General features: G+C 68.7%; 13 protein-coding genes. 2 read left to right on the forward strand and 11 right to left on the reverse strand.

Annotated features, from left to right (window positions below; translation table 11 throughout):
* Positions 1-5: 5 nt before the first annotated feature.
* From D7006_RS07680 to D7006_RS07715, 8 genes are all read right to left on the reverse strand, one after another.
* Positions 6-941 (reverse strand): lipid A biosynthesis lauroyl acyltransferase, encoded by a 936-nt coding sequence (locus D7006_RS07680; protein WP_237356167.1) that lies wholly within the window; start codon positions 939-941, stop codon positions 6-8.
* A 22-nt stretch (positions 942-963) separates the two neighbouring features.
* Positions 964-1986 carry a zinc-binding dehydrogenase gene (locus D7006_RS07685; RefSeq protein WP_237356168.1) on the reverse strand — a complete coding sequence of 341 codons (1023 nt, stop codon included), beginning with the start codon at positions 1984-1986 and terminating at the stop codon, positions 964-966.
* A gap of 21 nt (positions 1987-2007) precedes the next feature.
* Positions 2008-2760, reverse strand: coding sequence for an SDR family NAD(P)-dependent oxidoreductase (locus tag D7006_RS07690; protein ID WP_237356169.1), 753 nt, complete (start codon positions 2758-2760; stop codon positions 2008-2010).
* Positions 2761-2791: 31 nt separating this feature from the next.
* On the reverse strand, positions 2792-4075 hold the full coding sequence (locus D7006_RS07695; RefSeq protein WP_229645656.1) for a beta-ketoacyl-ACP synthase: 1284 nt from the start codon (positions 4073-4075) through the stop codon (positions 2792-2794).
* Between the two features lie 192 nt (positions 4076-4267).
* The gene (locus D7006_RS07700) at positions 4268-5461 is read right to left on the reverse strand and encodes a beta-ketoacyl-ACP synthase (protein ID WP_237356170.1); all 1194 of its coding nucleotides are present in this window, start codon (positions 5459-5461) and stop codon (positions 4268-4270) included.
* The gene (locus tag D7006_RS07705) at positions 5454-5927 is read right to left on the reverse strand and encodes a 3-hydroxyacyl-ACP dehydratase FabZ family protein (RefSeq protein ID WP_169122353.1); all 474 of its coding nucleotides are present in this window, start codon (positions 5925-5927) and stop codon (positions 5454-5456) included. The genes D7006_RS07700 and D7006_RS07705 overlap by 8 nt, the downstream gene beginning before the upstream one ends.
* Before the next feature lie 9 nt (positions 5928-5936).
* Positions 5937-6218, reverse strand: a complete 282-nt coding sequence (locus D7006_RS07710; protein ID WP_012113283.1) for an acyl carrier protein — start codon at positions 6216-6218, stop codon at positions 5937-5939.
* 436 nt (positions 6219-6654) lie between these two features.
* Positions 6655-7557, reverse strand: coding sequence for a neutral zinc metallopeptidase (locus D7006_RS07715; RefSeq protein ID WP_169122352.1), 903 nt, complete (start codon positions 7555-7557; stop codon positions 6655-6657).
* A 176-nt stretch (positions 7558-7733) separates the two neighbouring features.
* On the opposite strand from D7006_RS07715, the gene D7006_RS07720 reads away from it, so the two are divergent.
* Positions 7734-8504: a ribonuclease HII gene (locus D7006_RS07720; protein ID WP_237356171.1), complete on the forward strand. Its 771-nt coding sequence runs from the start codon at positions 7734-7736 to the stop codon at positions 8502-8504.
* 256 nt (positions 8505-8760) lie between these two features.
* Positions 8761-9252, forward strand: coding sequence for a ferritin (locus tag D7006_RS07725; RefSeq protein ID WP_029557685.1), 492 nt, complete (start codon positions 8761-8763; stop codon positions 9250-9252).
* A 68-nt stretch (positions 9253-9320) separates the two neighbouring features.
* Here D7006_RS07725 and cydB read toward each other — a convergent pair whose 3' ends face one another.
* The 3 genes from cydB to D7006_RS07740 form a co-directional block, all read right to left on the reverse strand.
* Complete coding sequence (cydB, locus tag D7006_RS07730; protein ID WP_229646830.1) at positions 9321-10325, reverse strand: cytochrome d ubiquinol oxidase subunit II; 1005 nt, start codon at positions 10323-10325, stop codon at positions 9321-9323.
* 27 nt (positions 10326-10352) lie between these two features.
* Complete coding sequence (locus tag D7006_RS07735) at positions 10353-11747, reverse strand: cytochrome ubiquinol oxidase subunit I (RefSeq protein ID WP_237356172.1); 1395 nt, start codon at positions 11745-11747, stop codon at positions 10353-10355.
* A gap of 175 nt (positions 11748-11922) precedes the next feature.
* Positions 11923-13431 (reverse strand): MFS transporter, encoded by a 1509-nt coding sequence (locus D7006_RS07740; RefSeq protein ID WP_237356173.1) that lies wholly within the window; start codon positions 13429-13431, stop codon positions 11923-11925.
* Positions 13432-13541 lie beyond the last annotated feature (110 nt).

Raw genomic sequence — 13541 nt, forward strand, 5'->3', positions numbered from 1 at the left:
AACCCTCACCGCCACCGGCGGTGGAGCCAGAGCCATTGCTCGGGATATTCGCGCACCCAGCCCTCGATCACCGAGGTGACCGCCTGCATGGCGCCCACCACCTCGATCTTGCCCTCGCCGTCGCGGGGGAGGGGGATTTCCTCGGTGATCTCCACCCGGAAGCGGGCGCCGGGCAGGCGGATGACGCGCATGCCGTGCACCGGGCAATCGAACTGGCGGGCGAGGCGGGCGAGCGTCGGGTTGGTGGCGCAGGGGCGGCCGAAGAACATCACCTCGGGCCCGCCGGTCCAGTATTGGTCGATGAGCATGCCCAGATGCTGCCCCTCGGCGAGCATCCGCGCCATCTGGCGTCCCGCATCGCGGCCGGCGCGCACGAGGCCGGGCATGGTGCCGGAGCGCATCTCCTCGATGAGTTCGGCGGCGCGCTTGTTGTTGGGCGCGCGATAGAGAACGCCGCCGGGCACGTCGAACTTGGCGCCGGCGATGGCGCACAATTCCCAATTGCCGGTATGGGCGGTGAAGAACAGCGCCGGGCGGCCGTCGTCGCGCAGGCGCTGGAAGATCTCCGCGCCCTTCACCTCGATCCGGCCTGCGTTCGGATGCGCGGGATCATAGTCCCACAGGCGATCCTGCTGGGCGAACTCGGCGGCGAGGCGCCCCATATTGGCCCAGATGCCGCGGACGAGGGTGTTGATCTCCGCCGGGCTCTTCTCCGGGTAGGCGGCGGCGAGATTGCGCCGCGCCACCTTGCTGACCGCGAAGAAGGGCCCGAGCAGCTTGGCCCAGAAGGCCATGCCGCCGGCCGAGAGCCACAGCGGCCACAGGCGCAGCCACCACACGGAGAAGCGCACATAGCCCGCGACCAGCACCTCGACGGCGGGCGCGAGCGCCAGCTTCAGCCGGTGGATGGCCTTGCGGACGGGGAGGGGGAGCCGGGCCACGATTGTGTGCGCCGCCCCCGCCTCAGAACTTCACCACGATCTTGCCGAACACCTTGCGGCTTTCCAGCCGCTCCAGGCCCTCGTTGAAGTTCTCGAGGGGCACCACGGTGTCGATGACGGGCTTGACGCCACGGCCCATCTTCTCGAGCCCGTCGGCCACGTTGCGGATGGTGGCGCCGAACGAGCCGAAGATCTTGTACTGGCGCTGGAACAGCTGCATCAGGTTCATCTGCACCGAGACGCCCGAGGTGGAGCCGCAGGTGACGAGGCGCGCGCCGGGCTTCATGGAGAGCAGCGAGGCGTTCCAAGTGTCGGCGCCCACATGCTCGAACACCACGTCCACGCCCACCTTCTTGGTGATCTTGCGGACCTCGTGCTCGAAACGGTCCTTGCGATAGTTGATGACGTGGTCGGCGCCCAGCGCCTTCGCCTTGTCCATCTTCTCGTCATCGCCCACGGTGGTGATGACGGTGGCGCCCACATCCTTGGCGAGGCGGATGGCGGCGGAGCCGATGCCCGAGCCGCCGGCATGGACGAGCACGGTCTCGCCCTTTTCCAGCTTCGCATTGTCGAACAGCATGTGCTCGACGGTGGAGAAGGTGATGCCGGCGCAGGCCGCTTCCTCGAAGGAGACGCCATCGGGGGCGGGGATCACCAGCCGCTCGGGCATGTTCAGCACGTCGCGGGCGAAGCCGTCGATGTGAAAGCCGAGCACGCCGCCCACGTTCTGGCAGAGATTGTCGCGGCTCTTCAGGCAGTTGGCGCAGTGGCCGCAGGTCATGGCGCCATACATGGCGACCGTCTGGCCGACCTTGAGCCCGCGCACGTCGGCGCCCAGCGCCACGATCTCGCCGGCAGCCTCGGCGCCGACCACGAGCGGCATCTTGCGCTTGGCGAAGGCCATGCCGCGCCAGCCCCAAACGTCGATATGGTTGAGCGCCAGCGCCTTCACCCGGATCTGCACCTCTCCGGCGCCCGGGGCTTCCGCCTCGGGGAGATCGACGAGTTCGAGCTTGCGGTCGGAGACGAGCTGGAGGCCACGCATTGTTGTTCTCTGAATATGATGTCAGCGGTGGGCGGCGAGCGAGGCGGAGAGCCCGCCATCCACCGGCAGAACGGCGCCGGTCATATAGCCCGCGCCGGGGGAGAAGAGGAAGGCCACCACCTGCGCCACGTCGTCGGGCGTGGCGAAGCGGCCGGCGGGGATCTGCGCCTCCATCTTCGCCCGATAGTCCGCGAACTTCTCCAGCATGGCGGTATCGATGAAGCCGGGGGCGACATAGTTCACCGTCACGCCGCGCCGGGCGGTCTCGATGGCGAGGCCGCGCACATGGGCGAGCAGAGCGGCCTTGGAGGCGGCGTAGGCGGCATTGCCCTGGTTCGCCTGCAGCGCCGCCACCGAGCCGATGGCGACGATGCGGCCGGCCCGGGCGCGGGTCATCGGCCGCACCAGCGCGCGGGTGAGACGGACGAAGGCGAAGTGGTTCACCTGCATCACCGCCTCGGCCTTGTCCTGGTCGATCATGGCGGCGAGCGTGTCGTAGGAGGCGCCGGCATTGTGGCAGAAGCCGAAGAATGTCTCCCCGGCTTCCAGCTCCTCGGCAAATGCCTCCACCGCCGCGCGGTCGGCGAGGTCGAGGGGCCGGGCGGAGACGACGGCGTCCGGCGCCGTGGCGCGGATGTCGGCGATCAGCGCCTCCGCCTCGGCAACGGCCGAGCGGTAGGTGAAGACGACGGGATAGCTGGCCCCAGCGAGACGCCGCACGATGGCAGCGCCAAGCCCGCGGCCGCCGCCGGTGACGAGGATGGGGGCGGTCATCGGCTGAGGCCAGTCCCGGTGCGCGATCCGCTCACGCCGGCTCTGCCGCCAGCACGAGGCAGACGTTCTGGCCGCCGAAGCCGAACGAGTTGGAGATCACCCGCCGCACCTGGGCGTCGCGGGCGACGTTCGGCACCACGTCCAGCGGAATGGCCGGATCGGGGATGTTGTAGTTGATGGTCGGCGGGATGCGGCCATTCTGGATGGTCAGCAGCGACACCGCCGCCTCGATGGCGCCGGCCGCCGTCAGCGTGTGGCCGATCATGGACTTGTTGGAGGAGATCGGCGTCTGCGCCAGCTTCTCCTCGCTGAACACGCCCTTGAGGCCCACATATTCCATGCGGTCGTTCTCGGGCGTCGAGGTGCCGTGGGCGTTGATGTAGTCCACGTCGTCCGGCGTCACGCCGGCATCGGCGAGGGCATTCTTCATGCAGCCGACGATGGGGCGGCCGTCGGGGCTGGAGCGGGTGCGGTGGAAGTTGTCCGCCATCTCGCCGCAGCCTTCCAGCACGCCGAGGATCTTCGCGCCGCGGGCGACCGCATGGGCGTAGCTCTCCAGCACCAACGCGGCGGCGCCTTCGGCCATGACGAAGCCGTCACGGTTCTTGGCGAAGGGGCGGGCGGCCTCCTCCGGCTTGTCGTTGGCCGTGGTGAGGGCGGAGAGCAGCGAGAAGCGGATCAGCGCCTCGGGATGCACCGAGCCGTCCGTGCCCAGCGACAGCGCCACCTCGGTCTCACCGCGACGGATGGCCTCGACGCCGAGCTGGATGGCGGTCGCGCCGGAGGCGCAGGCGGTGGACAGGGAAATGGGCTGGCCCTGGGTGCCGAACTTGTCGGCCAGGCGATCCGCCACCGAGCCGAACAGGAAGCGCTCGTGCCACGGCCGGAACTTGCCGGAGGCGGCGGCGCCGAGGAGGTCGTGATAGACGATGGGGTAATGACCCACCGCCTCGGCGAGCTGCTGGCGCTCGGGCCATTCCAGCTCCACGGGCGGAACGGCGGCGAACAGCGGGCCGGGGAACTCGCCGGGGGTGCCGATGCCGGATTCGGCGATGGCTTCCTCGGCGGCGAGGGTCGCCAGCTTCTCGGAGAGGTTGGGGGCAGCCACGCGGCCGTCGAACAGGAAGTCCACCGTGCCGGCGATGGTGGTGCGCATGCCCTCGATGGGGAAGCGCGTGATGGTGTGGATGCCGGATTCACCCGCGGTGAGGCGGCGCCAATTGTCTTCCTTGCCCTGGCCGAGGGAGGTGACGACGCCGATACCCGTCACCACCACGATGGGGCGGCCGAACTTGTCGAGATGCGCCTGCGTCATGATCGCGGCTCCTGTCGTTGAAGCGCGCCCGCCCCGGCGCTGCTCGAAGGGCGCGCCGGGACCCGCGCTGTGGGAGGGCCCGGCACTCGCGCCGGAAAATACGCCGAAGCCGGCGCAAAGGACAATCGTCCTGCCGCCTTGTCCGCACGCCTAGAGGGGCGCCAAAGGGCGCACCAGAAGGGAGGTGTGGCCTCAGGCCTTCTCCACCAGTCCGGCGCCTTCGCCCCGCCAGTGGCCCACCTGGGTCACGATCGCGCGGGAGATGCCGTCCGCCGCCTTTTCAAGCGGGTCGCCAGCGAGCGGCGGGAACAGGGTGCCCTTGGACACCGCCAGCGCCGCGAGGGCGAGGGCGGCGATGAACTGGGCCTCGAAGCCATGGCCGATGCGGTTGGCGACGGCGCGCACGGGCAGGCCGCTCGCGGTCAGCGCCTCGGCTTCGGCCTGGGTCGCATCGCGGGCGCCGGTGACGCCGGAGATGACGGCGGTGCCCGGCGCGGTGCCGGCCTTGTCGAGAAGCGCCTTCACCTTGGCGGGCACGGCCCCGGCCACGGCGCGCTTGGCGCGCTCCGACCAGACGCCCGACAGCTTGGCGATGGGCGTCGCGCCGCGGGCCTTGGCATGCTCAGGCGATTCCAGCACCAGGAACGCGCCCATGGAGCCGGAGGCGATGCCGGGAGCGGTGAAGGCCGGGCTGAACGCGCCCTTCATGCAGAAGGCGTCGAGATCGTTGAGGAGCAGCGTGTCCTCGCGCTCGGCATTGTAGGCGCCGCCCACGAGTCCGATCTCGCTCTGACCCGCCGCGATGCGCGCATAGGCGATGCGCGCGGCGTCAACGCCCGAGCTTTCCTCGCCCATGAAGGTGCGCGAGGAGCCGGTGACGCCGTGGACGATGGAGATGTTGCCGGCGAGCAGATTCGAGAGCTGGGCCAGCGAGAGGGTCGGCCGCAGGTCCGACAGCAGGCGCTCGTTCAGGAGCCGGCCGGCATCGTTGGAGGCGGAAAGATCGTTCAGGATCGCCGCATCCACCTGGAAGTCGCGCTCGCCGCCGCCGGCCGCGACCACCATGTCGGTGTTCGACAGGATCTCGGCGTTCTTGGCGATGCCCGCGGCGTCCAGCGCAAGGCCGGCCGCATAGGTGCCGATGCGCTGCCAGGGCTCCATCTGCCGCTGGTCGCCCTTCTTCGGGATCTGGCTGTCGAAATTCACCTTCACCAGCGGATGAACCACATAGGGAGCGAAGGTGGTGTTGTCCGTCACCGGGGGCGAGCCGGCGGTGAGCGCCTGCCAGTGGGCATCGAGCCCCTCCCCAAGGGAGGAGACGAGGCCGATGCCGGTAATCCAGACGTCGCGCTGGTTCCGGCTCCGGCCTTCAGTCACGTCAGGCATCGGCAAAATCCGCAAGGGGGAAGGAGACGTACTCGGCAACCTTCATCACCACCGGCTTCATCTTGCCTTCGGGCCAGGGCAGCACGCGGAAGGTGAGTTCGGCGCTGCAGATGGGCTTGCCCTCGAGGGTGGCGTTCGTCTTGGCGACGACGAAGCCCGAACCCTCGTGCAGGATTTCCGAGTAGAGATCGAGATTCTGCCCGGGCAGCACGAAGGTGCGCAGCTTCGCTTCCTTCACGGTGGCGAGGAAGGGCATCTTCTCGAAGCGGTTGCGCGCCAGGACCAGCCAGCCGGTGGTCTGGGCCATGGCCTCGATGAGCAGCACGCCGGGCATGATGGGATAGCCGGGGAAGTGCCCCTCGAAGATGGAGCTTTCCTCGGGCACCATACCCTGGCAGTGGATCTTCTGGAGCGACGGGTCGATGGCGACGACCCGGTCGATCATCTTGAAGACTTCAGGACGCATCTATCGGCCTCAGGCCGCCTTCGCAGCGACCAACTCGTCGATGCGGGCGCAGAGGTTCTTGAGCACGAAATACTGCTCGGTCGTGGCCTTGCCGTCGTTCACTTCCTGCGTCCACTGCTCCAGCGGAAGCTTGATGCCGAACGCCTTGTCGATGGCGAACGCGATGTCGAGGAAGTCGAGGCTGTCGATGCCCAGATCGTCGATGGCGTGGCTGTCCGGCGTGATGGTGTCGCGCGGAATGTCGCAGGTTTCCGCGATGATGTTGGCCACCGTGTCGAACGTCGAAGACATGGACTGACGCCTCTCGTATGCTCGGCCCTTGCGGTCGCGGCCCGCCCGCGTGGCGCGCAGGCATGGTGCAAGGCACCGACCGGGGCCGAGGGATGGCCGCATGGCCCCTTCGGAATGAGTTGTCGGCCCCTATAGCGAAGGCTGCAAGAGGTTTCAATGGCCGACGCCGAACGGTCCGCGCGAGAGGCTTCTCCCGCGGCGGCGCCGTGCGTTGCCGCTGCTTCGCACGCCAGCCGCCCGGAGGCAAGGGGGCATGCGTCGGGGCATGGCTCCCGCCGCGCTCAAGCAGAGGCGGGAGAGCCGGCCCGGAACAGGCGTTTGACGCCCCGGCGGCGTGCGGTCGCCGGTGAGCTGGGGCCGGCACAAGCGGCCATCAGTCGGGCCATTCCGTTGGGGAATGGCCCGACGATTCGGCCTCTGCTGGCGTGGGCCTCCCTCAGATCGCGCCGGAGAAGGTATTGCACTGCTGCATGGAGCCGGTCTTCAGCCCGCGGGTGAACCAGTTCACCCGCTGCTGCGACGTGCCATGGGTAAAGCTGTCCGGCACCGCGAAGCCCTGGGAGCGCTTCTGCAGCGTGTCGTCGCCGATGGCGCTGGCGGCGTTGAGGGCCTGCTCCACGTCGCCTGGCTCCAGAATGCGGAAGCGGGCATTGGCGTGGTAGGCCCATACGCCGGCGAGGCAGTCGGCCATCAGCTCGACACGGACGGAGAGGTTGTTCGCCTCGGCCCGGGACGAGGCGCGGGCCTGGGCCTGCTGCACCTTGGGCAGGATGCCGATGAGGTTTTCCACATGGTGGCCGACCTCGTGGGCGATCACATAGGCCTGCGCGAAATCGCCGCCCGCCTTGAAGCGGTTCTTCATCTCCTGGAAGAAGGTGAGGTCGAGATAGACCTTCTGGTCCAGCGGGCAATAGAACGGCCCCATGGCCGACTGGGCGCCGCCGCAGGCCGAGCGCGTGGAGCCGGAGAACAGCACCAGCTTCGGATCCTGGTAGGTCTTGCCGTCGGCGCGGAACAGCTCGGTCCACACATCCTCGGTCTGGGCGAGGACCGCCGCCGCGAAGCGCCCGAGCTGGTCGTTGGGCGGTGCCGTCGGCCGGCCGCGCTGGGGCGCGGGGGCGGCCTGCTGGGTCGAGCCGCCGCCGCCGTTGATGGCCTCCAGCCCGCCGATCAGCACCGCCGGATTGATGCCCAGCGCCCAGCCGATCAGGCCGACAATGATGATGGTGCCGATGCCGAGGCCGCCACGGCCGCCGGGCATCTGGAACCCGCCGCCCCCGCCGCCATCGCCGCGCCGGTCCTCCACGTTGTCGCTGGAGCGGAAATCCTCCCACCGCATGCTCTTCTCCCGCAGACGCCAATGCCGGCAGCTTGCACCCTTGAACTTGAACATGGGCTGACACGGCACAAGGAGCAATCCCCGGCTCCCGTGCCGGTTCCATGCTATCAACGACGGCGTGGCCGAATCGCTCGGCCCGCCTGTCGCCGGGGCCGCATCGGGCGAACGCCGGACCGATGCCGCCGCGCCGAGAGCCGAACCCCAGCCGCACCTCGATCGAGCCGCAGCCCGCTGCGCGCCCGCGCGGCCGGCCGCCCAAGGTCAAGGTGCCCAAGGTCGCAGTGCCCGTCGCGGATGCGTGGATCGGTCTCGATTTCACGCGGGAGCGCGGCCTTTACGCCCAGGGGCATGCGCCCATCGCCGGTGCGGACGAGGTGGGGCGCGGGCCGCTGGCCGGGCCGGTGGTCGCGGCCGCCGTCGTGCTCGATCCGGAACGGGTGCCGCAGGGCCTCGATGATTCCAAGCGGCTGACGCGCGCCAGGCGCGAGGCGCTTTATCTCGAAATCTGCGCCACGGCCGAGGTGGCGGTGGCCATGGCGCCGCCCGAGCGCATCGACCGCGACAATATCCGGCAGGCGACCCTCTGGGCGTTGGCCCAGGCGGTGCGCGGATTGCCGTGCCGCCCGGCCTTCCTGCTGGTGGATGGCAACGACCCGCCCAAGGTGCCCTGCGCGGTCGAGGCGGTCATCGGCGGCGACCGGCTGATCGCCTCCATCGCCGCTGCGTCCATCGTCGCCAAGGTGGTGCGCGACCGGCTGATGGCTTCTCTCGGCGCGGCCTTTCCCGCCTATGGTTTCGAGCGGCACATGGGCTATGCGACGGCGGAGCACAGCACCGCGCTCGTCACCCACGGCCCCTGCCTGCACCACCGCCGCTCCTTCGCGCCGGTGCGCGAGCAGCAGCTCGGCCTGTTCGGCGGTGGGCCGGTCTCGGACGCCGCGGAATAGCTCTCAACGAGAGATTGGAAGCAGTCGAGAAGCTGGCGCAAGCCGGCGCCGCGCCACGCGTTTGAGCGGTCCGCTCGAATTGGCCCAATCCAAATCTGGCGCAAGATTGATGCGTGCCGATTGATCCGCCGCCGCCGGCTCCTGCACACCCGTGCGGGAAGCGCGGCCGTGGCCGGCGATGCACATGTGCCGGTGCCGCTCTTCCCCGTTCCGCCGGCGTGTCATGCGCGGCGGTTCCCTCTTGGTGGAGAAGGCGATGGTCAGTGAAAAGCTGGAAGCAAAGCTGAACGAGCTGTTGAACGGCGAGATGGAGGCCCATCACGTCTACACCCAGGCCGCCGCCTGGGCGTCCGCCCACAAGTTCGAGGGCGTGACCAAGTTCCTTCTCGGCCATGCCAAGGAGGAGATGGGGCACATGCTGAAGTTCTTCGAGTTCCTCGACGATCTCGGCGCCCAAATCGCGCTGCATGGCCACCAGCGGCCGGTGATCTCCGCGGGCAACGTCCGCGAGCTGTTCCTGCGCATTCAGGAAGAGGAGCGCAAGGTGACGGCCCACATCGTCGAGGCCATCACCCTCGCCCGCGCCGAGAACAGCTTCGAGACCGATTCCTTCCTCGAGTGGTTCTCCCGCGAGCAGCACGAGGAAGAGAAGCTCTGCCGGAAAATCCTCGACCGGATCGACCTGATCGGGGAGGGACCCCACACCGCCTATTTCATCGACAAGGAACTGGGCAGCCTCGCCGCCTGAGCCAAGGCCTGAGGCGGGGGCTATGAGGCGGGGGCCGGGGCCGGGGTCGTCCGGCCGTGGCCCTGGCTTCAGTGGTAGCCTTCGCCTTCCCGCACTTTGCCGCGGAAGATCCAGTAGACGAAGACGATGTAGCCCAGCACCACCGGCAGCAGGAAGATGACGCCGAACAGCATCAGGATCTGGCTGGGCGGGGCCGCCGCCGTCTGCCACACGGTCAGGCTAGGCGGGACCAGATAGGGGAAGGTGGAGATCGCGAGGCCGAGGAAGCCGAGCACGAACAGCCCGATGGTGCCGAAGAAGGGCAGCATCTCCCGCCCCGTCTTCAGCCAGTGCCAGACCAGATAGGTGAGCACGGCGGTGATGATGGGCACCGGCGCCAGGAAGAAGATGTTGGGCCGGGAGAACCAGCGCGTGGCGATGCGATCGAACGCCAGCGGCGTCCACAGGCTCACCAGCCCCATCAGCACGACGACGGCGAGAAGCAGCGGTATGGCGTGGCTGCGCGCCCGGTCTGCAATGACGCCCTCGGTCTTCACCAGCAGCCAGGTGGCGCCGAGCAGGGCATAGCCCACCACGACGCCGACGCCGCACAGCAGGGCGAAGGGGGTCGCCCAGTCGAGCGGGCCGCCGGCGAAGGCGCCGTCCTTCACCGTGATGCCCTGCACCAGCCCGCCCAGGATGATGCCCTGGAAGAAGGCCGCCACCAGCGAGCCGGCGGAGAAGGCGAAGTTCCAGAGCCGCCGGCTGGACGCCGCGACCCATCTGAATTCGAAGGCGACGCCGCGGAACACCAGGGCCAGCAGCATGATGATGACCGGGAGATAGAGCGCCGGCATCACCACGGCATAGGCCTTGGGGAAGGCCACCCACAGGCCGCCGCCGCCGAGGATGAGCCAGGTCTCGTTGCCGTCCCAGAAGGGGGCGACGGTGTTCATCATGACATCGCGTTCCTTCTCCTCCTTGGCGAAGGGGAAGAGGATGCCGATGCCGAGGTCGAAGCCGTCGAGCACCACATACATGATGACCGCGACGCCGATGATGAGGCCCCAGATGACGGGGAGATACCATTCCATGGTCATGTCCTCCTGCGCGTCGGCGGGTCAGGTTCCGGGGGTCATCTGGCCTTCGCCATGGGCGGCGGCGATGGGGCGGGTGGGAAGTTCGCGGGCGGGTGGCTGGATCAGGGTCTGGTCGGGACCCCGCACGATCAGCCGGTTCATGAAGTGGATTCCGGTGGCGAAGATCACCGCGTAGATGATGACGAACAGCGTCAGCGACAGCCCCACCGTCCAGCCGGCAAGGGGCGACATGGCATCCTCGGTTCGCAGCAGCCCCTCCACCACCCAGGGCTGGCGGCCCTGCTCGGTGACGATCCAGCCGGAGAGGATGGCGATGAAGCCCAGCGGCCACGCCCAGGAGGTGACGACAAGGTACCAGCGCGTCGTGGTCTCACGGCCCTTGAAGATCAGCCAGGCGCCGATCCAGCCCAGAAGGATCATGACGACGCCCACGCCCACCATGGCACGGAAGCCGAAGAAGGGGCCGAACACCGGCGGGCGATCCTGCGGCGGGAAGTCCTTGAGGCCCGGAAAGAGGCCGTCGAGGCTGTGGGTGATCATCAGCGAGGCGCCGTGCGGGATCGAGATCTCGAACAGGTTCTTCTCGGCCTTCTCGTCCGGCCAGGCGAACAGCACCAGCGGCGCGGGCTTGGTGCTGTCCCAGTGCGCCTCCACGGCGGCGATCTTGGCCGGCTGGTAGTGCGCGGTATTGAGGCCGTGGCTGTCGCCGACAAAGGCCTGGATGGGACCGACGATGGCGAGCATGCCGATGCCCATCACCATCATCACCTTGGATTCGTCCTTGAACTTGCCGGCGAGCAGATAGCGCGCGCCCACCGAGAGCACCACCAGCGAGGTGGTGAGGTAGGCGGCGAGCAGCATGTGCGGCAGGCGCCAGTGGAAGCTCGGGTTGAAGATGATCTCGAGCCAGTCGAGCGGATAGCCGACGCCGTTGCGGATCTCGTAGCCGGCCGGCGTCTGCATCCAGCTGTTGGCGGCGAGGATCCAGAAGGCCGACATGAAGGTGCCGAACGCCACCACGCAGCAGGACAGAACGTGCAGCCACGGCGGCACCCGGTTCCAGCCGAACAACATGATGCCGAGGAAGGTCGCCTCCAGGAAGAAGGCGGTGAGCACCTCGAAGCCGATGAGCGGCGCGATCACCGAGCCGACGAACTCGGCATAGCGGCTCCAGTTGGTGCCGAACTGGTAGGACAGGACGATGCCGGACACCACGCCCATGGCGAAGGAGACGGCGAAGATCTTGGTCCAGAAGCGCGCGAGGCGATGGAACACATCCTTGCCGGTCTTCAGCCAGATCAGCTCCAGAGTCGCGATGAAGGCGGACAGGCCGATGGTGAAGGCGGGAAATATGACGTGGAAGGAGACCGTGAAGGCAAACTGCATCCGCGCGAGGGTGACGGGATCGAAATCCATGGCGTCCGCTCCTGGCAATCCCGGCAGGGCTGCGCGCCATCCCGCCGCGGATGGGTGCGATGCAACCTGCAGGATGCAGGTCGGACCATAGACGGGGGGACCGGCGGCGTCGATACGCAGGCGCGTGAAACGCCCCTCCGGTCCGCTGCCCGGATGCCGCACCCTGCGCGTAACGCTAGCTGCGGCGGCGCAGGACGCAGAGGAGTGCGGCAATGAGCGCCATGATGGCGACGAGGACGATGCCCCATTCCACCGCGTTCACCAGCGCGGGACCCGACACATCCCTCATCCGGTCGGTCATCCCTCCGGCCTGCTTGAGGCCCAGCGACAGGGTGGACGTCGCGCCCGCGACGCCGAGGCTGGTGCCCAGCACGCGCATGAGGTTCAGCAGGGATCCGGCCTGCGTCGCCAGCTCCGGGGGCGCGGCCTTGAGTGTGTCGTGGTTGTTGGGGGCGATGAACAGGCCGAGGCCGGCGCCGAACAGCAGGAAGGCGACGAAGCTCATCAGCCGGCTTGCTGCGGGATCGCCGACGCCGAGGCCGAGCACCAGAAGGCCGAGGAGGCACACGCCCATGCCGCTGGCACCCAGAATGCGGATGCCGAGGCGATCGGCGAGGGCGCCGCTGAACGGCGCCACCAGCCCGAGAATCACCGGAATGATGGCAAGGCGCAGGCCCGCCGCCCACGCCTGCTCGCCATAGCCGTGCTCCAGCAGGAACGACATGAGAAAGAACATGGCGTAGAGCATGGCGTAGCCGAGCACCACGGCGCCGGCCCCCAGCGCGAAGCCGGGATTGGCGAACAGCTTCAGGTCCACCAGCGGAAACGCCGCGCGCCGCTCCTGCCGCACAAGCAGCCAGATGAGCCCGGCCGAGAGGATGACGCTGCCGATCGTCTCGGGGGAGGTGAGGCCCCAACCAGCGGCGTGGTTCAGCGCGCGCACCAGGATGACCAGAGCCGGTGCGAGCAGCAGGGCGCCCAGCCAGTCGAACCGTGCCTCGGGTCGCGCGCCGCGCGTGCGGGGCAGGGCGATCCAGCCGGCGATGGCGGCGAGAATGCCGAACGGCACCGTCAGCCAGAAGATCCACGGCCAGCCCAGCGCACCGAGCACGATGCCGCCCACCGCCGGCCCCGCGCTCATGCCGATGGCCTGCGCCGCGGCGAACACGCCCAGCGCTCGCCCGCGCTTTTCTTCCGGCACGGCGGCGATGAGGATGGCGATGCTGTTGGCGCCGAGCAGCGCACCGCCGATCCCCTGCACCACCCGCGCCGCCACCAGCGACGGCAGGTCCGGCGCCAGCGCGCACAAGGCACTCGCTGCGACGAAGACGAGATAGCCGAGGAGATAGAGCGTCTTGCGGCCATACATCTGGCACAGGCGCCCGAAGATCGGCAGGAAGGACGCGAAGGCGACGAGATAGCCGAGCGACACCCAGCTCACCGCATGCAGCCCGGCATCGAACGTGGTGGCGAGCGTCGGGAGGGCGAGCTGGACGATGGTCGCGTCGAGCTGGCCGACGAAGGCGCCGATGCAGACGAGGCTGACGACGATCCAGGAATGCCACGGCAGGGCCTCAAGCGCCGCGAGCGGGGCCGGTTCGTGCGTGAGGCGGGCGAGGCGCGCCCTCAATGGGCTGCGCGCGGACCCGTCCGCTGCGGCGCTGCCTGGAAGTCCCTGCTCCATCGTTCCATCGTCGCTGTGTACGGCCGTGTTCTAGTCGATGGCGGCTGGTCTTGTCATGCGGGCACGGTGCTGCCGCGCAAGGCTGGAGATCGGCCGGGCGATCTTCTATC

It is taken from the genome of Xanthobacter sp. YC-JY1 (genome assembly GCF_021730305.1).
In the GTDB taxonomy this organism is placed as follows: domain Bacteria; phylum Pseudomonadota; class Alphaproteobacteria; order Rhizobiales; family Xanthobacteraceae; genus Xanthobacter; species Xanthobacter flavus.